The organism is Collinsella aerofaciens (genome assembly GCF_040910185.1).
GTDB lineage: Bacteria > Actinomycetota > Coriobacteriia > Coriobacteriales > Coriobacteriaceae > Collinsella > Collinsella aerofaciens_BF.
In genome coordinates this window covers 1-19,477 of sequence record NZ_JBDGBA010000020.1, presented here as the reverse complement: position 1 = coordinate 19,477, position 19,477 = coordinate 1, and the positions used below count along the sequence as shown (strand labels likewise).

16 protein-coding genes and 1 pseudogene are annotated in these 19,477 nt (G+C 54.8%); 4 read left to right on the top strand and 13 right to left on the bottom strand.

What is annotated here, in order from left to right:
- Positions 1-198 (top strand): annotated as a pseudogene (locus AB5Z54_RS08040) (2,3,4,5-tetrahydropyridine-2,6-dicarboxylate N-acetyltransferase); the annotation flags it as partial.
- A 252-nt stretch (positions 199-450) separates the two neighbouring features.
- Here the strand turns inward: AB5Z54_RS08040 and AB5Z54_RS08035 are convergent.
- The 8 genes from AB5Z54_RS08035 to AB5Z54_RS08000 all read right to left on the bottom strand — a co-directional run bounded on the left by AB5Z54_RS08035 (position 451) and on the right by AB5Z54_RS08000 (position 11,372).
- On the bottom strand, positions 451-1,455 hold the full coding sequence (locus AB5Z54_RS08035; protein WP_368161128.1) for a nucleoid-associated protein: 1,005 nt from the start codon (positions 1,453-1,455) through the stop codon (positions 451-453).
- Between the two features lie 110 nt (positions 1,456-1,565).
- Positions 1,566-2,726 carry a DUF2974 domain-containing protein gene (locus tag AB5Z54_RS08030; RefSeq protein ID WP_368161126.1) on the bottom strand — a complete coding sequence of 387 codons (1,161 nt, stop codon included), beginning with the start codon at positions 2,724-2,726 and terminating at the stop codon, positions 1,566-1,568.
- Positions 2,727-2,852: 126 nt separating this feature from the next.
- The gene (locus tag AB5Z54_RS08025) at positions 2,853-3,803 is read right to left on the bottom strand and encodes an L-lactate dehydrogenase (RefSeq protein WP_022094138.1); all 951 of its coding nucleotides are present in this window, start codon (positions 3,801-3,803) and stop codon (positions 2,853-2,855) included.
- A 201-nt stretch (positions 3,804-4,004) separates the two neighbouring features.
- Complete coding sequence (locus AB5Z54_RS08020; RefSeq protein WP_368157135.1) at positions 4,005-5,168, bottom strand: pyridoxal phosphate-dependent aminotransferase; 1,164 nt, start codon at positions 5,166-5,168, stop codon at positions 4,005-4,007.
- A gap of 118 nt (positions 5,169-5,286) precedes the next feature.
- A complete protein-coding gene (locus AB5Z54_RS08015) occupies positions 5,287-7,287 on the bottom strand; it encodes an NAD(+) synthase (protein ID WP_368161124.1) in 2,001 nt (666 codons plus the stop codon).
- Positions 7,288-7,599: 312 nt separating this feature from the next.
- Complete coding sequence (locus tag AB5Z54_RS08010) at positions 7,600-9,486, bottom strand: B12-binding domain-containing radical SAM protein (RefSeq protein WP_368161122.1); 1,887 nt, start codon at positions 9,484-9,486, stop codon at positions 7,600-7,602.
- Between the two features lie 442 nt (positions 9,487-9,928).
- On the bottom strand, positions 9,929-11,113 hold the full coding sequence (locus AB5Z54_RS08005; protein WP_368161151.1) for an MFS transporter: 1,185 nt from the start codon (positions 11,111-11,113) through the stop codon (positions 9,929-9,931).
- Complete coding sequence (locus AB5Z54_RS08000) at positions 11,091-11,372, bottom strand: DUF2087 domain-containing protein (RefSeq protein ID WP_055251466.1); 282 nt, start codon at positions 11,370-11,372, stop codon at positions 11,091-11,093. Before AB5Z54_RS08000 ends, AB5Z54_RS08005 begins: the two co-directional genes overlap by 23 nt.
- A 493-nt stretch (positions 11,373-11,865) precedes the next feature.
- Between AB5Z54_RS08000 and AB5Z54_RS07995 the strand changes: the two genes are divergently transcribed.
- Both AB5Z54_RS07995 and AB5Z54_RS07990 read left to right on the top strand, forming a co-directional pair.
- The gene (locus AB5Z54_RS07995; protein ID WP_368161120.1) at positions 11,866-12,816 is read left to right on the top strand and encodes a hypothetical protein; all 951 of its coding nucleotides are present in this window, start codon (positions 11,866-11,868) and stop codon (positions 12,814-12,816) included.
- 135 nt (positions 12,817-12,951) lie between these two features.
- Entirely contained in the window at positions 12,952-14,250 is a 1,299-nt protein-coding gene (locus AB5Z54_RS07990; protein WP_368161118.1) for a hypothetical protein, read from the top strand.
- A gap of 55 nt (positions 14,251-14,305) precedes the next feature.
- On the opposite strand, the gene AB5Z54_RS07985 is transcribed toward AB5Z54_RS07990, so the two are convergent.
- The 5 genes from AB5Z54_RS07985 to AB5Z54_RS07965 all read right to left on the bottom strand — a co-directional run bounded on the left by AB5Z54_RS07985 (position 14,306) and on the right by AB5Z54_RS07965 (position 18,923).
- Entirely contained in the window at positions 14,306-14,644 is a 339-nt protein-coding gene (locus AB5Z54_RS07985) for a hypothetical protein (protein WP_196022586.1), read from the bottom strand.
- Positions 14,645-14,675: 31 nt separating this feature from the next.
- Positions 14,676-15,803: a hypothetical protein gene (locus AB5Z54_RS07980; protein ID WP_368161116.1), complete on the bottom strand. Its 1,128-nt coding sequence runs from the start codon at positions 15,801-15,803 to the stop codon at positions 14,676-14,678.
- 280 nt (positions 15,804-16,083) lie between these two features.
- The gene (ettA, locus tag AB5Z54_RS07975) at positions 16,084-17,763 is read right to left on the bottom strand and encodes an energy-dependent translational throttle protein EttA (protein WP_055251458.1); all 1,680 of its coding nucleotides are present in this window, start codon (positions 17,761-17,763) and stop codon (positions 16,084-16,086) included.
- Between the two features lie 184 nt (positions 17,764-17,947).
- Positions 17,948-18,652, bottom strand: a complete 705-nt coding sequence (locus AB5Z54_RS07970) for an SdpI family protein (RefSeq protein WP_368161115.1) — start codon at positions 18,650-18,652, stop codon at positions 17,948-17,950.
- The gene (locus tag AB5Z54_RS07965) at positions 18,645-18,923 is read right to left on the bottom strand and encodes an autorepressor SdpR family transcription factor (protein WP_368161113.1); all 279 of its coding nucleotides are present in this window, start codon (positions 18,921-18,923) and stop codon (positions 18,645-18,647) included. Before AB5Z54_RS07965 ends, AB5Z54_RS07970 begins: the two co-directional genes overlap by 8 nt.
- Positions 18,924-19,232: 309 nt before the next feature.
- Between AB5Z54_RS07965 and AB5Z54_RS07960 the strand changes: the two genes are divergently transcribed.
- A partial coding sequence (locus tag AB5Z54_RS07960) for a helix-turn-helix domain-containing protein (protein ID WP_368161111.1) occupies positions 19,233-19,477 on the top strand: 245 nt, incomplete at its 3' end.

Here is a 19,477-nt window from a genome sequence, read left to right as displayed (position 1 = left end):
GTCATGATCGGCGCCAACGCCGTGGTCCTGGAAGGCGTGCACGTGGGCAAGGGCGCTGTCGTTGCCGCCGGCGCCGTGTGCGTCGAGGACGTCCCCGCCGGTGCGGTCGTTGCCGGTGTCCCCGCCCGCGTCATCAAGATGCGCGACGAGAAGACCGACAGCAAGACCGGCCTGGAAGAGGGCTTACGTCAACTTTAATAGTTACGGCGTTTTACCAAACGCCGTAACGACCCGACGCTGCAAACGCCCCTAGGCGGCAATCTGACGTTCAATCGTCGGGCATGACCATAAGGTCAATGCCCTCCTCTTTCGCGTCACCTTGCTCGCCTAGGGGCGTTTTCGCTGGCGTATGCTCAACCTACGGCGCAATGTCGGCAACCAAACCGAAAACAAAAAGGCCGAAGTCCCGAAGGGTTTCGGCCTTTGTTTTCCGCAGCGTCCAAGCGCAGTTTATCGGTTCTCGATGCTACCGATATTTTTGAGCTCGATGGAGATGAGGCCGTTAGGCTCATTGACGAACTCGATGTACTCGGAGTTCGAACCCATCTCGGCCGGGAAGCTGATCTCGATACCCGTGTCGGTACGGATCTTATGATTGCGTACCGCTGCGCGTTCGACCTGTTTGCGCTCCACGGGCACACGCTCAGGCACCTTCTCCTCGGTCAGTGCGGCGCGCACACTCTCCTTGATAACCGGTTCGTCCTCAAAGACCTCGTCGACGATATCCCAAGGCGGCAGTTCCTCGTCATCCTCAACCTTCTCGGCAACGGCAGCCTTAACCTTAGCGAGCGCTACGGCCGTGTTGGCACCGTGCTCCTCGGCGACTTCCTCGACCACACGCGTCACGGTGTCGATGACCTCCTTGCCCGATACGCCCGTGTCGCACTGCAGCAAGCCATCGGGGATAAGCATACGGTCCTCGCCGGCAATCTTGCGTTTCTTGTCCACATAGCCGATCTCCATGGTACTCGCGCGCACGATGGCATAGCTCGACACCTTTTGCGAGGGGTTCGGCAGGATGGCGTAGTGGCGCGCGATGTCGTTGCGCACCTCCCCCTCCTCGCGGCCCACTTCGTGCATAAAAGCCTGCTTGGAGCCCAGCAGCATCACGGCAAACCAGCGGGCATCCTCATCGTCGTCAAAATCAGCCACGAGCACGTCGGTGGACTCGGCTTTCTCAGCCTTGGTGAGCTCGGAGGAGATAAACTCAGCAATCTGCTGCGACAGGTCCACGAACTCGCGCTCGCCAAAGAAATAGCCCTTGAGCTCGCCGCCGAATGCTGAGTTCTCGGCAAACGTGGCACGCTTGTTGTCGGCCGAAGTACGAGCGCGCCGCAGGTGCGTGGTCACGAAGTTGCGCACGGTACGGCTCTCGATATCGAGCTCGCGCTGGCTCATAACGTTGACGGCAGAGTCAAAGTCCAGGATATGCAGAATCGCGTGATTGATTTTCATATACGGCATTCCGTTCTAGATTGATTTCGGCACGAATCAGTATAGCGGTCGAGCCCGCCCCAGGCGCTTCGAAGATTGGTGCATCGGGGACAGGTTGCTTGCACCAATGGTTAGCGCAGGAGCTCGGACTGCCAAGCCTCGAGCTGTTCTGCCAAACTCTTGCCGGCAGCGGGCATGTCGATCTGGGGTCGTTTGGGCAACAGTGCGCATTTAAGGATTGCCACGATGGTCTGCGAGACAAAGCGTCGTGTATCCTTGTCAAAGCCTTGCGCAGCCTGGAGCATCACGGGCAGGCTCTCGCGCAGATTCCCAGCGATATCCGCAAACCGCTCAGCACCCGTAGCCTCAAACACGGAGAACAACGCGTCTACAAAACGCTCGCGCTCGCTAGGCGACACTGCGAGCAGCATCTCGCGAATGGAACCATCAACGTAACGAGCGCCGGCGGACAGGCGCTCACAGTACACGAAGTCGCGACCATCAACCACCCAGCTAAAGGGATTGTGCTGCAGCAGACTGAACTCGGTGCTCTCAACGATGGCATAGTCCTCCTGCGTCTCGAACATCATGCCAAAGATCGACGACCGAGGTAGCGTCTTGTCGATTCGGTCGGAAAGATCGGCAAAGGCGTTGCCGTTCAGAAACTCCTCGACGAAACCCGGACCATCATGGGAATACGCCCGTTCGATTCGCGCACGGGCGACATCGGAGCACATCGCCGCACCGTACACCGCAAGGTTTCCACCCTTGGAATGACCTCCGCACAAAAGCGGCCCGTCAATCGCATCCGCCGCCTCGTCCACATAACGCGCCGCGGATTCCTGAGCCGACACAGGACACCGGAACGCCATGTTAAAATCCTCTTTCCAGCCCACAATCGTGCTGTCGGTCCCCCGGAAGGAAAGATAGCTAAACCCCGCCGGAAACCGGAACGCCATGGCCGCAAACTGCTCCGTTGTCTCGGCATCACTCACGCTACGATAGCCGCAAACGTGCACGCCACGGTAGCGAGGACTTGCTGCCACGGCCTCCAACAAGGCCCTGCTCCCCTCTGGATCCCACAAGTCGTCAATCATGTCCCGATAGCACTCGGCACGCAGCAGCTCGCGTACGTCTAGGCCCTGCCAGTTCGTCAGCTCCGCCATATCACCCGGCAAACGCAAATAGGACAACCACGCAAAGACCAGGCTGTCCACCGCGCAGAACGGCCGCTCCTCAAACGGATCAAACGCCGTCTGGGCATAGGTCAAAAAATTAGGCGAATCCGACATGGCCCTCCCATCAACTATGGTGTATTGGGATGGTGCATTGGGGTCAGGTTACTTTGCACCAAAAGGCGCCCGGGCCGTGTGGACCCGGACGCCTTCATTGTAGCTTTTCGCTCTAGCGAGCTTGATTTAGCAGGAGAAATCGACGCTGTCGATGATGTCCTTGAGGGCCTTGGCGGAGACGGTGAGCTCATGCTGCTCGTCATCGTTCAGCGGCACGGGGACGCGGCAGACAACGCCGTCGCGGCCAACGACGGTCGGCATGGAGATGGCAAGATCGGACAGGCCATACTCGCCCACCATGAGCGAGGAGACAGGCAGAACGGTCTGCTCATCGCGCATAACGGCGGTGCAGATGCGCTTGACGGCCATGGCGACGCCATAGTAGGTGGCGTGCTTCTTCTCGATGATGGTGTAGGCGGAGTTCTTGACGTCCTCGGCGATGCGCTTCTCGGCAGCCTCATGCTCCAGGTGGCCGTGAAGCTCACAGAAGGTGTTCAGCGGAACGCCGGCAACCTGAGCGCTGGACCAAGCGACAAACTCGGAGTCACCGTGCTCGCCCATGACATAGGCCTGGACATCGCGCGGGTCAACCTCGACGTGGGCACCAAGCATCTGCTGCAGGCGGCCGGTGTCGAGCACGGTGCCGGAACCGATGACGTGGCCCTCGGGCAGGCCGGACATCTTGATGGCGGCGTAGGTCAGAACATCGACCGGGTTGGAGACGATTAGCAGAATGCCGTCGAAGCCGGACTTCTTAATCTCGGGAATAATGGACTTGAAGATGCTGACGTTCTTGTTGACCAGGTCCAGGCGGGTCTCACCGGGCTTCTGGGCAGCGCCAGCAGTGACGACGATCATGGCGGCGTCGGCGACATCGGAATAATCGCCGGCGTAGATCTTCATCGGCTCGGCAAACGTCATGCCGTGCGCGATATCCAGGGCCTCACCCTCGGCACGGTTCTTGTCCACGTCGATGAGGACCATCTCGGAGAACAGACCACTCTGCATCAGTGCGAACGCCGAAGACGAACCGACGAAACCGCAGCCGACAATAGCGACCTTCTTCTCGTTAACCATTAGAAACTCCCATCTCTCTCCACAAACAAGCCGCCCGGGAACGACCCGAGCGGCTTGTCGTAATCCCAATACATCCAATCGGGACTTTGATTATGCCCCTATTCGCAGCCAAAAATCGACCGTTTACCGAAATTGTTTGCAGTATTCGTAAAATAACTGCGCGAAATCGGTTTCGAGCTATTGACGAGTCGAAATAGGTTTCTAGTACAGGCCCGCCTCGCGAATGGCCTCGACAGCCAAAGCGATCTGATCGGGCGGTAGGACCAGCGCCATGCGCACGTGTCCCTCGCCCGAAGGACCAAAACTCGCGCCCGGCGTCACCACAACGCCGGCCTTCTCCATGAGCTCCTCGCAAAACGCCATGGAATCGGTGCGGCCACCGGGAAGCTTGGCCCACACAAACATAGAGCCATGCGCGTTGGGACGCCCCCAGCCCAGACCCTCAAGACCGTCGCACAGGGCATCGCGGCGCTCCTGGTACTTCAGACGCTGCGCCTCGACCTCATCGCGCGGACCGTTCAGACAGGCGATGGCGGCCTTCTGGATCGGGAAGAACATGCCGAAGTCGATCTGGCCGCGCAGCTTGGCAAAGGCCGAGACCACATCCTCGCGACCGACCAAAAAGCCGATGCGCGCGCCGGTGACGTTAAACGACTTGGAGAGCGAGAAGAACTCCACGCCCACCTCGAGCGCACCGGGGTACTGCAGGAAGCTGCCACCCGGCTCACCGTCAAACACGATGTCGGAGTATGCGTTGTCATGAACGATCAACAGATCATGCTCGCGGGCAAAGGCGATAATCTCCTCGTAGACCTCGGGCGTGCCCACCGAGCCGACCGGGTTCGCGGGCAGCGACACGATCATATACTTGGCACGATCGGCCACCTCGGGATCGATACCCGCCACATAGGGCAGGTAATTATGCTCGGCAACCAACGGATAGTACTCGAGCTTGGCATCGGCGATCTTGGCGCCCGCCTCAAAGACCGGGTAACACGGATCGGGAACCAGAATGGTGTCACCCGGATCGAGCAGGGCCAGGCCCAAATGGCCCACGCCCTCCTGCGTGCCGTTGCACGACTGCACCATAGACGGCGTAATGCCCGAAACGCCAAAGCGACGCTCATAGTAATCGCACACGGCCTGCTTGAGTTCGGGCAGGTCGCGCAGGGCATACTTCCACATCTCGGGATCTTGGGCTGCCTGCGTGAGCGCCTCGACCACATGGTCGTACGGCTTAAAATCGGGCGTGCCCACGCTCATGTTGTAAATGGTCTTGCCCTGAGCCTTCAGCGCGAGAAGCTTGTTGTTGAGCGAGGCGAAGACCTCCGCGCCAAAGCGGTCGAGACGCTGCGATGCCTGCATGGTGCCACCTTTCGATATGAAAAACGCGGCGCTCCGACAAGAGCGCCGCGCGATACGGGCCATCAGATTGCAAAAGTGTAACGCTTGCAACCCCCGTATTGGTTCAATTTAGCCAACCTTAGTCAACTGGATTGAGCGCATCGATCTGCGCAAGCCACAGACGCGAGCTAGCGTCACTCGGCATACGCCAATCGCCGCGCGGGCTGAGCGTCACCGAGCCCACCTTGGGACCATCGGGCAGGCAGCTGCGCTTAAACTGCTGGGCAAAGAAGCGACGGTAGAACGTACGTAGCCACGTGTGGACGGTCTTGGCGTCGTAGACGCCCTCGAAGCTCTTGAGCGCCATGCGGTAGATCTTGCCCGGCTCAAAGCCAAAACGCAGCAGGTAGTAGAGGAAGTAGTCGTGCAACTCGTACGGGCCCACCAAATCCTCGGTCTTCTGCGCAATCTCGCCGTCGCCCGTGGGCGGCAGAAGCTCGGGGGACACCGGCGTATCGAGGATATCGAGCAAGACCTCGGCAATGCGCCCGCCAAAGACATCGGCGGCATAGCGCACCAGATGGCGCACAAGCGTCTTGGGCACGCTCGCGTTGACGGCGTACATGCTCATGTGGTCGCCGTTATAGGTAGCCCAGCCGAGCGCCAGCTCCGACAGGTCGCCCGTGCCAATGACAAAACCGCCAGCCTGGTTGGCCAGATCCATCAGAATCTGCGTACGCTCGCGCGCCTGGCTGTTCTCGTAGGTCACGTCCTGCACAGCTGGATCATGCTCAATGTCCTTGAAGTGCTGCTCCACAGCCGCGTGGATCGAAACCTCGCGGAAGCTCACACCCAGGTCGCGAGCGAGCGACTCGGCATTCGACTTGGTGCGATGCGTCGTGCCGAAGCCGGGCATGGACACGGCTGTGATACCAGTGCGCGGCAGCCCCAGTGCATCGAAGGCACGCACGGTCACAAGCAGCGCCAGCGTGGAATCGAGACCGCCCGAAAGGCCGATAACGGCCGCCTTGGTGCCCGTATGGGCAAGGCGGGTCTTGAGGCCCGCGGTCTGCAGGTCGAGGATGGTCTCGCAGCGCTCAGCCAGGTCACCATGGTCGGCAGGCACGAAGGGCGCGCGGGGGAAGACGCGGTCTATGCCGAGCGCATCGCGCAGGACAGGTTCTTCGGCCAGTACGCCCTCAAACGAAAACTCAACGGTCGCGGATTCCGGCGCATCGTCGGTGCGCGTCCACGTCGTCGAGCGACGGCGCTCGGCAACCAGGCGGTCAAGGTCAACGTCGGCGATGGCCATATCGCAGGTAAGCAGTTTGGTCGCGGCGAGCTTGGAGCCGTTTTCGTAGACGAGGTTCTCACCCGCAAAGACCATGTCGGTCGTGGACTCGCCCTCGCTCGCGTCCGCGTAGGCATAGGCGCAGTACAGGCGCGCGCTCTGATTGGAGATAAGGCTGCGGCGGTAATCTGCCTTACCGATAATCTCGTCCGAGGCCGACGGGTTGAGAATCACCGTCGCACCGGCAAGCGCCATCTCGGTCGAAGGGGGCGCCGGCACCCACAGGTCCTCGCAGACTTCAACGCCCAGCACCATATCCTCGGCACCCTCATCACAGCAGCGGTAGACAAGCCCCGAACCCAGCGGAACCGGACCCTGACCGGCAAATTCAACCCACACGGGATCCGCAGGCGACGGAGCAAACCAGCGACGCTCATAGAACTCGCCATAGTTGGGCAGATACTTCTTGGCCGTGAGGCCCAAAAGCTCGCCCGCGCAGCACACGGCGGCACAGTTGTAGATATTCTCGGCAACCGCAACGGGAAGACCGATGGTAAAGACGATCGGCAGCTCACGGGTTTCATCGAGGATATGCACCAGAGCAGCCTCGCAGGCATGCAGCAGTGTGCGATTATGGAACAGATCGGCCGCGGTATAGCCAGTCAGATTAAGCTCGGGCAACACCAACGCGCGAACGCCGCGCTCGGTAGCCTCGCGAACAGCCGCCAGCGCAACCTCGGCATTGCCCTCGACATCGGCCACGCGAATCCGCGGCGACGCCGCCGCCACACGCAAAAAGCCATCGTTCTTATTAGCCGAAACGCAGCATTGCCTTGTTGATCTGGACACTGGAGGCCCCTTCTACCCTGAGATTCAGTCTAACGGACGTTCACATATCTCTAACTAGCCAAAGCAACCTCCCAGTTTACTGAGAGGCCAACCTGTGCTAAGAGCATGTAGTTCAAAAATATCTTTAATTAAAAAAGGAGAAATCGATAATCGACTTCTCCTTTAAGCGAGGCGAGTAAATTCCGAAACTAATGGCAGAATTTATCCATGTAGTCCTCAAAGTCGAACACTTCTACCACGACGCCCTCTTCCTGAAACTCTTTCAGTTGCTCCAAGAGATCTTTGTTAATAACGTCCATGCAGAAACCTCCTCTATCTAATCAATTGTAGTATATCTGCTTTCATGCAATTTTCAACCAACTTGTTTAATTGCTCCTCGCTTGCCGATAGTCCCTCTTTTTTCAAAATGTCGCGCACCTCGTTCTTAGTAATCGGCTTTTCAAACAACGAAAGCAAAGCGAACGAAAAATCATTAACCGCACACATTCTATGGGTGGCACAACTCAGCAGTACTCTTAACCCCTCTTTTGAGCGTCCGACTTCTTTCACAAACGAACTTTTAACCAATTGAAAACCATTATCGTGCATTACATAATCGGCATCGATATTTGTATTCAGCAATCCATAATGCAACAGTTCTTCTATCGCCCTTGTCAGCTCGAGATCGCCCTGATCAAGGATAAGAGAAATGCTACAATCGGCCTCCAATAAACGGGCCAACTTAAGGTATACCAACTGGGAAACAGCATAGACATGATGGTATTCAGAATTATAGAAGTAGGCAAATGGCTCAACGAGCACGACAGAGGTCTTGGAATCCAGCCAGATTCGATCAGCTGGATTTAGACTAGTCAGCCGTCGCTTTACTTTGGTCAAATGTCCCTTATACCTGACAGCGTGAATAGAATCTAGGATCCAGGTCACCTCTGAAATATGAAGCCGCTGGGGCAAGTCAATTGTGTCGCTACCGTTTATGACTTCTTGCATATAAAAATCAATATGATGCTCATCAGATAAGGATTTTGCTTCATTTAAAGTTAAACCAGTGCCTGAAACATAATCCACTTCGAGGCGCAAATCCTCATATTGGGACTTCGGCATTACAGAGACACCATACTTATCGGGATGATTCCAAACATCCGACCCCATAACGAGACCAAAATTCGTAAATCCTCTCGTGGAATATGGAACACCACATACCTGTTTTGAATAATTCAAAACATTCTCTGTATAAGCTAAGGTGTTCAGAGCCTCTTCTCTAGTTTCGGTCGGAAAGCCAATCATAAAGAATAGATGAACAGGAATACCCGCATTGAGACAATCATGGATATTGCGATCAATCCAATCAACTCTCGTGTTCTTCTTCATTAGATCAAGAACTCTTTGGTTGTATGACTCGAGGCCAAACTGAATCTGCCTACATCCACTTTGGTATATCTTGTTGAAAACGTCTGTACTTAGGGTTGGAGAGAACCTCGTTTCTCCATGCCAGAAAAACGTTTTTCCCGATGCGTTTATTTCATCCGCGAGTTGCTCCATTCTTTTGCCTTCGAATGTTTCATCCACAAAAGAGAAAACTCTCGTGCCGTATTTTTCATTTAACCGACACATTATTTCAAATACTCTCGATATAGGCATCTTTCGGTAACAACCACCGGTAGCACCGGGAATGGTGCAGAAGGCGCAATGATTAAAACACTGCCTAGAGGAATAAACCGGCAATATTAACTCAGGCATGAAGTATTTAGAAAGGGCGAAGCCATCGAAATCGGGAACTGTATCGTTGATAAATGTTTGCTCAATCCGATGGTTTTTATATATCTTTCCACCTTTAGCATGGCAAAGGTTTGGAACACAGTCGAGATTGTCATCACCAGAGTCAAGAGCCTCAAGAAGACGTGCAAGCGGCTCTTCGCCGTCATACATCATTATCGAATCAATGTATTCAAAAAAGGGATGCCATTCTTTCATGCAGTCATCTGCTAAACGAGTAATGTAATTGCCGCCCAATGAGACGTGTTTAACAGATGGACATTCTTCTTTAATCAGTTTCGCTAACGTAACTGCAGAAATCAATTGGAAACAGCCGCTCACCGAAATACCAATAAACTCGATTTTTTCCCTCTGAATACGCTTAAGAAAGGCAGTTTCATAGAAGGAAATAAACGGATTATGCAAGGTATCCGCAAGCGATTTCATTATTTCTGGTGTCGAATAATAATCATAGGGCAGATCTATGGAGTTGAACGTGTATTTAACTCCATATGAGACGTGATTTATGATATAGAGTGCATTTCTAAAAATGTTTTCAGCATATTGTCTTTCTTTTAGATTAAAGTATCTCTTCGATCTGAAAATATCTTTTGCCTCGTCAACATTAAGTGCTGACTTTTGTATCAACTCGATTGTTAATTGAACATTCGAACTAAACGAATCCTTTGATTCCCGATACCTTTAACAGCACTCTTCGACATGTCTAAAAGATAGGAGGTCATCGTAAAATTCCACGTTTAAGTCAACGATGTCAACTTTATATTGTTCAACCTCTTGAAGATATGACTTCAAAACAGGCAAGGCAAGATACGGCCCCACTGGACTCCATCCTGGGGGAAATACTAAAAGCGTTTTAGGCATATCAACGTCACATCTTTCGCAAATAATTCAATTGAAACACAACTACCATCATAATTGAAAATACACCAAGTCCTGTAACGAGAATTGAGAACATCGCGATGCTCGTGAACAGCGAAACAAGGAGTGTTGAAATAACAACAGCAACCGATTGCAAAGACTCCCTAATTGAAAACAGGCTTATCGATTCAGATTCGTCTCTCGCCAAATCCTGCAGCGATGTTATGAGAAGCACATCTTGAATGGCGTTTCCGGCACCGACGATAAAAAGGAAAATAAACGATATCCCAGACGCATAGCGATAGCCAAACGCCAGATACGCACCGAGCGCAAGATACGTCACAAAACAATATGATTTAACGCAATCGGAACCACTAATTAAACGACCATATATTGTATTTCCGAACAACAGTCCGATTGTAAGACTACTCTGAAGGAATCCGTATTGTATCGATGACGAGTCAAATTGCAATTGCGCAATAGCTGGCAAAAGAGAATTCAGAGAGCCGAATGCCACACCACTAGAAATATCGATTAATAGGAAACCAATTGCCAAGTGCTTCGCGCTAAGATCACTAAATGCAGTCCTGTTTTTTTCATTTTTGCTTATCCCCTCTTTATCATTAACCTCGATAACCGACGGAACATCTCGCAGCAACCAGAACGACGCGGCAAAAGAAAGCGCGTCTAATGCAAGAACAGCCTCCGCCCCAAATTGAGCGACAACAAAACCGCCGGCAACTGGCCCCAGAACCATCATCAAATTCTGCAGAAACCCAAACGAATTATTAATTACGTCGCGATTGATACTATTCGTATTGGCTCTTAACAACGAGTAAAAGCAGGGCATTTCAACCGTTCGGCAAAGCGATACCGCGCACGTAATAGCAAACATACTCCATTTACTATCAACAAAAATATAGCAAACGAATAATCCCGCGCGAATTAAGTCTGCCAATCTCATGGCCTGCAGTGTCCCGATACCCATCTTCTGAGGCAGCTGCGCGAGCGTAACTGAAAACAGAGAGGGGGCAAATCTGCAGCAGACCATCAAAGCAGTTGCAGAAACATCGTGAGTTACCTCGTAAATCAGCATTGGCAAAGCAATATTCGCACACCAATTGCCTATTTCGCTTATCCCTCTAGCAATATATAGGACCCGAACCGGACGGCTAGCTCTCAATACCGTGAACATCACGATTAACCTCGTATTTCAGGCCTCGCTCATCCCTTAATAGGAATCCATAATCAACCAAGTACCGCCTCAACACGGCATAATCAGGATAGAGCTGTGACAGCACACGATTAACCTGAAGCTCCGTATAACTTGTATTTAATTCAAAGAAAGAGACGGCCCATAGCAGCATGATTCTTTTATAGCTTTCCTTTTTTGGAATTGAAACCAGCTCGCCATTCTTGAGAAATCGTTTTTTAAAGTCTATTAGCTCATCCATTCACATCCTCCATTTCATACGCATCTAATACTAAAAATGCATACGCTTTAGGTCATCGCATTCGGCTTCTATATTCGAACTAAACTCGAACTAATCTAAATGATTTGCTCAAACCCTCTTCGAAAGCTCGTTTTTCACTCTGAGTAAAACGCCCTTCCCAGTCAGTCCACGAACAGGAAGGCAACTCACAGCGAGCGGAGTCGAAGCCCTCTGCCGTCGGTCGTTCAAAATGCACGACAACCTTTTCGATATCCCCATCTGTAATCAGGTCAGAATGAACGACCTCGGTACCGTCTTCGAATGTCATATACGGGTACATCACGTAAACCACCTCGCAATCGTAAATCCAGTTTAGCATCAAGCTATTGCACCAAAGACAGCAAGCCCCCTTGATGAGTTGATGGTATCTGTTAAATGTCACGTACGATTCACATCTGGTGGGTACCCTGATGGCTACACGAAACGAAGCAGATTTACACCGGGAGGACCCCGTATGACAACCAAGTACACCGACGCGCCGCGCACGCGCGTCATGACGCCAGCATCGCTCAACAACGGCGTGCACGAGAACCATTCCATCGGACAGACCATGGCCATCGCGCCCAAAAAGGGCCTGTTTGACGACATTTCCATTCCCCAGATCATCGCCGGCGCCGCAGCTGCCGCCACGAGCGTCGCACTTGCCTCCAAGATTGGTATCGCTGGTTCAGTAATTGGCGCCGCCGTGAGCTCGGTCATCACCGTTGTGTCATCGCAGGTCTACCGCCACTTTATCTCTGCCAGCGCCGAAGCCATCAAAGGTACGCACGCCGCCGTCGACTACCCCGCCGGCGCCTACGAGCCCGTTGAGTTTAATGCCGAGGAGCACCTGGGCGGCGCCGCGACTACGCAGGAGATGCGCCAGATTGCGGGGCGCGCGACCACGGCGCGCGTTGCTCCCGACAGCCTGCGCGCCAAGGCGGCGGCAGAGCGCAGTCAGACGCAAAAGAAGGTCATCGTCTTCTCGATCGCCATCGCCATCGTCGCGGTCATCGCCTGCGCCGGCGCCATCCTTATCACCACCGCCGGTGAGGGTCTGGGCGAGCGCCCCGAGCCAATCCTTTCGTCGCGCACGACGGAAAGCGATGCAAATGGCAACACCCAGTCGCAAGACCAGCAGGCACAGACGGACGGCACGCAAGACAGTTCCACCTCTACCGATTCGTCCTCGAATACCCAAAACCAATCGCAGGGCGCCGATTCTTCTGTGAACAACAGCGGCGCGCAATCCGGCACGACCGACTCAAGCCAAACGACTGACGGTTCGCAGCCGAACACGGGAGGCCAGACGAGCGACACCACGTCGGGAACGGGCGCAGCAGACAGCAACAACAGCAATTCGAGTGGCACCACATCGGGCACGGCATCTGACAGTTCAAGCCAAGGCACGACATCGGACAACTAGGCGCTGCATCCCCAGATAGGCAACCTGTACAACGGGCGCGAATCGATAGCGGTTCGCGCCCGTTTGCCTTGGGCGACGAGATGGCAAGCCCCGCGCGATGGTAAGATGCTTTGGTGTGTAAAGAGGAGATTTGCCATGAGCAAGACAATAGTTACGCCCACGCTTTCGCTGGGCAACCACATCTATCTGTATCGCCTGCTGCGCGATGCGATTGGATGCGGCAAGCAAACGTTTATGACGCAGGTCGAGGAGGCACTCGCCGCTGGTGACATGGCCGCTTATGACCTGGGCTTCGAGTCCACGCGCGAGCTGCTCGAGGAGCTCGACGACTGCATTAAGCTGACCGTCTTTAAGGGCGGTCGCCTGTATGCCACGGTCATCGCCAACGAGGCCTGGGATGCCGCCCTTGCCAAGGGCGAGGACAAGCCCAAGGCTGCCAAGGGAGCCAAGCAGTCCTACAAAAAGAAAAAACGCGGCGAGAAGGACCTCAAGGCCGTGCGCCCCAAGCACGTTAAGCGTCCCGAGCCTGAAGCCATGGTTGAAGCCTTGCCAGAATCCGAGCCCGAGCCCGAGATCGAAGTCGCTATTGAGGTAACGGCAGAAGCCGAAACCGAAATCACCGCTACGACCGATCCCGAAGTCATATCCGAGCAGGAAGCCACTGCGGAGCTCAACGAGGCTCCCAAGTCGACAGCAGAAGAAGCCGCTAGCCAACCTGAGGCGTCTGCGCTCCAAAACAGCGATGTCTTTGGCGACGAGGCCGAGGACGATCAGCCCGCCGATCAAGACGCTACCGAGTCGGCGCCGAAGCCCGAGACGCCGCAGCCCGCCATCTCGCTCACGGTCGTCTATGACCCCGAGAACGCCAACGCCGGCATCACCACTATGGCATCCACGCCCATCGAAGCAAAGTCGAGCGTCGAGAATGAGAGCGCGATGCAGGTTGAGTTTGAAACTGCAGCTGTAGACGCGCCCGTCACCGTGAAGCCCGCAGATTCCGCAGTTAAGCCGGAACCGGTGCCTGAGCCCGCACCCGTCATCGAATCCGTGCCCACCTCTACTTGCGACCAAGTTCCCGCACCGGCACCGGCTTCGGTACCCGCAGCGGCCCCAACCCCCGCACCCGCAGCGCCCGCCATCCCTGAGGACTTCCCCGTCGATTTCGCAACCGAGGTCTTCTGCCCCGGCCCGCTTCTGCACCAGTTGTCGACCTATCTCCCCTACGGCGCCGACACGCTCGGCATTGTCGGCGAGTACTACTGGATCGCCCGCGAGCGCGGTACCATCGAGGCCGCGCGAAACCGCGCAAACTTCCCCCTGTGCTACACGCAGGCCGGCGAGCGCCGCGAGGTTACCGTGCGCATCCGCCGCAACACCACCGGCGGTCTCGGAGCCGCCTGGGCCATCGACAAGGTCGAAGCCCCGGTCGAGTAAAAAACGGCCTCGGATAGCCAATTTGACCATCCGAGGCCGTTTGAATTCAGGCCTTTTAGTTGTCATCGGTGCATATAGACACCAGAGAAGCAAGCTCATCCTCAAGTTGCGGAGCAAAGTATCTAAAAGAAACCTGCGCTCCAGTCGGTATCGACTCAATCATATTCGCAGCATTATCTGAAACTCGGTACGATGCAGTTTCACCTGTCTTCAAATCCTCTATTGAGCAGACAGCGTCTTCAGCATCAATCGACCTAAGCACGCCTTTTCCTTGTAACATCACATCGGCATGCCCGCCAGCTATTTCTAATGAACCTGAGTCTGTCGCAGTCACTTCTCCGGAACCTCCGCGCGATATCTCTTCCTTTGTTGAACAGCCCACCAATGAAGCCATCAGCACCAAAGACAGAGCTAGTCGAATCGCCCTACTTCGAAAAAGTCGTTCCATAAGTCCACGCATAATAGCTCTGATCATACTTCAGGAAGGATAAAGATGAATTCCAGCCGTCCGCTATGCCAATCATCTGCCTTGTCTCTCCAGTTTTCTTACCAGTAAGTGTGGCGTAAGCCTCCGCTGTTACAGAATGGGCTGATCCGTTGTACAAACTCGCATGTAAAACAGTCGGTCTATTAGAGTTAATCTCATTTTGAATGCTCGCGATAGCCGGAGAGGAGACAGTGCGGGCGATAAGAGTACTTCCTCTGCTTGCGCAGTAATTTGTAAACCCCGTTGCACAGGTTGATATCGGCGTTCCACCCAAAACAACGCCGGGAACAGTCTGTTCTTCATCGGAAAGAGCATGGGTATTGGTGTAATTCCATATCTGCATATATTGCGAAGGGTCGCTATATAAATTGGCAATGCCATACAGTTCCGCAACGTTCGAAAAAGCTGTCACCATACAAGCATAGTGGGCGGTAAGCCTCTTAATCTCGCTTTCATCATATGACATAAACTGAGAAATGGAACGAAATCCAGATACTGTGTAATCCTGCATTTGAGTTGCGTAAATTACAACATCGTTCCAGCTTGAAGGTTTATTCGATAAAACGACAGGCCGTCCTTCTATGGAAACAGCCGGGATTGTTCTTCCGCAATTTGTTGTTATTGAACCGTCCAAAGATTGCACGCCGAATTCGAATGGATTGATCATTACGACTGGGTTATTGAACGAATAAGACTCGACACCAAGATCTCCTCCCCGATCCATAGGGCTGACTAAGCCGTCTCCAAAACGATATCCCGTAAGTATTTCATCATCTGAAGCATCTAAAACCAAATAGCCCGCGGCTCTATTGGATGTCACAACCGGAACAATGTAACCAAGCGGGGACCCATCAACATCTACAAAAGGAATAGGGTCAGAAGGCGTATACGAATAGCCGAGGAGTCCCTTTATATATTTATCGGCAAGCTCTTGCGCAATTTCAGAAGTAAATTGTATCTGCTCACCATCAATATTGCCCGTCGAAGCAAAAACCTCTTTCGGACGTGCGGCTAAGGCGACAATTGAAGACGCGACAAGTTGCAGAAAACGACGACGCGAAAGCATATGTTCTTCTTTCTAGAGAAGCGACTTATAAGGTACTCCTATTCTATAATCTTTTTTGTAACGTTACAGCACTGGTTATATTTCAATTCGATTTGCTTATGTCCTTGCAACCCAATGCGTCTTTACGTTTTAAACGGAATTAGAAAATCACTCATAGCAAAAACGGGCTTTAATCCCAAAGAGATGACTTTGATTATGAATCAAACCAGCAGCCAGGGCATAGCTGCAGTGCAATCGCTACAAGAAAGGCCGCCCTTGGTGGCGGCCCTTCTACTTGCTACTAGTCGCGCGTCAGCTTGCGGTGGATACGATGCGGTTGGGCTGCGTCCTCGCCCAGGCGCTCGATACGGTTGGCCTGATAGGCCTCGAAGTTGCCCTCGAACCAATACCAGTTGCCCGGATTCTCGTCGGTGCCCTCCCACGCCAGAATGTGCGTGGCGACGCGGTCCAGGAACATACGATCGTGGCTAATGACCACCGAGCAGCCCGGGAACTCGAGCAGCGCCGCTTCGAGCGAGGACAGCGTCTCGACGTCGAGGTCGTTCGTGGGCTCGTCGAGAAGCAGCAGGTTGCCGCCCTGCTTGAGCGTAAGCGCCAAGTTCAGACGGTTGCGCTCGCCGCCGGAGAGCACGCCAGCGCGCTTCTGCTGGTCCTGGCCCTTAAAGCCAAAGCTCGCCACATAAGCGCGGCTCGGAACCTCGGTCTCGCCGACCATCATGTGGTCCAGGCCGTCCGAGACGACCTCCCACAGGTTCTTATCGGGATCGATGCCGGAACGGTTCTGGTCGACGTAAGAAATCTTGACGGTCTCGCCCACCTCGAGCTCGCCCGAAGTCAGCGGCTCCAGACCCACAATCGTCTTGAACAGCGTGGTCTTACCGACACCGTTGGGGCCGATGACGCCCACGATGCCGTTGCGCGGCAGGGTGAACGAAAGGTCGTCGATGAGCACACGGCCATCGAATTCCTTGTGCAGATGATGAGCCTCAAGCACCTTGTTGCCCAGACGCGGTCCAACGGGAATGCGGATGTCGGTCCAGTCGAGCTTCTGGCTTGCGCGGGCCTCGGCCTCCATCTCCTCGTAGCGAGCCAAACGGGCCTTGTTCTTGGCCTGACGAGCCTTGGGCGAGCTGCGCACCCACTCGAGCTCGGCCTCCATGCGCTTGGCGAGCTTGGCGTCGCGGTTGCCCTGCGCCTCGATACGGGCGGCCTTAGTCTCCAGATACGTGGAGTAGTTGCCCTTGTAGGGATAAAGGTGACCGCGGTCGACCTCGCAGATCCACTCGGCAACGTTATCCAGGAAGTAGCGATCGTGTGTGACGGCAAGCACCGCGCCCTGATAGTTGTGCAGGAAGTGCTCGAGCCACAGGATCGACTCGGCGTCTAGGTGGTTCGTGGGCTCGTCGAGTAGCAGCAGGTCGGGAGCCTCGAGCAGCAGCTTGCACAGGGCCACGCGGCGCCGCTCGCCGCCGGAAAGCACGTTGACCGGCATGTCGGAATCGGGCAACTGCAGGGCGTCCATGGCCTGGCCGAGCTTGGAATCGATATCCCAGCCGTCGGCGGCGTCGATCTCGTCCTGGAGCTTTCCCATCTCGGCCATGAGGGCGTCCATGTCGCAATCCGGGTCGCACATCTCCTCGCCGATCTTGTTGAAGCGATCGACCTTGGCGATCATATCGCCAAACGCCATGCGCACGTTCTCGATGACGGTCTTGTCGTCGTCGAGCGGCGGCTCCTGCTGCAGGATGCCCACGGTGTAGCCGGGGGTAAGCCTGGCATCGCCGTTGGAGACCTCCTCGATGCCGGCCATGATCTTGAGCAGGGTCGACTTGCCCATGCCGTTGGGGCCCACGACGCCGATCTTGGCACCGGGGTAGAAGCTCAGGGTCACGTCGTCAAGGATTACCTTGTCGCCATGGGCCTTGCGAGCCTGATACATCTGGTAGATAAACTCCGCCATATGTCTGTTCTATCCTTTCTACCTGCTGTTTCCCTATTCTTGATTCGCTTTAGTGGAAACGAAATGAAAAAACCAGCTCTGAAACGTAACGAAAAAGGGACATGGTTGCCCACGCCCCCTAATACTACCTGGGAAAAGTCCCCCGGAACATACTATGAACTGCGTACGCTAGTTTTCCGCAACCTTAACGAGCGGCTCGCTGCGATTTGCGCCACAACAGATACGAGTAGAGGTAGACGGCTCCAACCGAACCAAACGCCAGAACCGCAATCACCGCGGCGACGACTTCACTCGAAAGCACGCTGCCTGCCACGCCCATCACAATCAGGCCAATACCCAGCACCATAAAGCAGGCGCCGCCAAAACGCTGCGTACGGCGCCAGTTCTCGGGATCGGCAAGCGCCCAAGGTGTCTTGATACCGAGCGTATAGTTCTGCTTCACACGCGGCAAGTAGTTGCCTACGCCGATGAACAGCAAACCGACAACACCGGAAATCAGCACGTTAACCGAACCGACCGCCGGCACCACGCCCCAGACCGTAAGCTCTCCCAGCCAGCTTATCGCGCACATGAACAAGGTGAAGGCGATTACGAAGCCCTGGTAGAACTTGCCCGAGGTTCGATATGCCTCACCTTTGGGGTCGATGCGCGGCACCACGCAGAACATTGCGAGAAGCGCCAGAGGCAGCACGCCGAGCGCGGAGGCCATCCAGCTAGGACCCCAACCGTCGACGGCGCCGTTCGCGCCCCAGTGCGTGGGAATCTGCGCCGGCAAGCTCGGCATCACCATGAGGTGCGCTACGACATTGGCGACGCACAGAGCGACCAGCGCAATCCACACGCGCGACGATACCCCCGTGGGGTGAATGCCCTTGTTTTCGTTATTCATCCTTATCACCTTCCGTGTTTGTAAAGCCCATAAACCAGCCAATTAAATCCTGCATGACGGTGGTGTTTAAGCTGTATACGATGTTTTGGCCATGGCGCTCATCGGTCACCAACCCGGCGTTTTTGAGCGTCGCCAAGTGATGGCTCAGTGACGGCTTACTGATGTCAAAATGCTCGGCAAGCTCTCCGGCCGTACAATTGCCCTCGTGCAGTAGTTCCAAAATGCGCCGCCGCGTAGGATCGGCAAGCGCCTTAAAACCCTCTCCCGGCATAGGACCTCCTCTCATCATCTCTCATGACGCGCACACTATACTCGATATTTAGATGTTTGTCTAATTGTCTAATCTTACACTCAAAAAAAAATAGCCGCCCCCGCGTAATGCGAAGACGGCCACTTCTCACGCCATAAACGTGTTTCGGAGTTGGCCAACCCGCTGCAACGGGTGCCATCTGCTTCAATCTTATGCGAATCCCGATCCCATTTCAACAAGCTCCAAGGGCTCAAATGGAATCGCAATAATACCCTTGATTGTCGACTTTATCCGAACACCTCCCACATTCATCCGCACATGTGCGGATGAATGTGGGAACCCGATACCCTGAGGGCCGGATCGGCCGGCCCCGGGAGATCGGAGGACGGTATGTCCGGAAAGAAGAAAAGGGGCTCCGCGAGGGCGGTCCCGAGGTCCTACGGAAGGCTCACGAGGCACGAGCGGGACACGGTCCAGAGGATGCTGGAGCGCAGGGCATCGTGCAGGGAGATCGCGAGGGAGCTGGGCAGGTCGCCCTCGACGGTGAGCGCCGAGGTGGCGTCGCACAGGTTCGT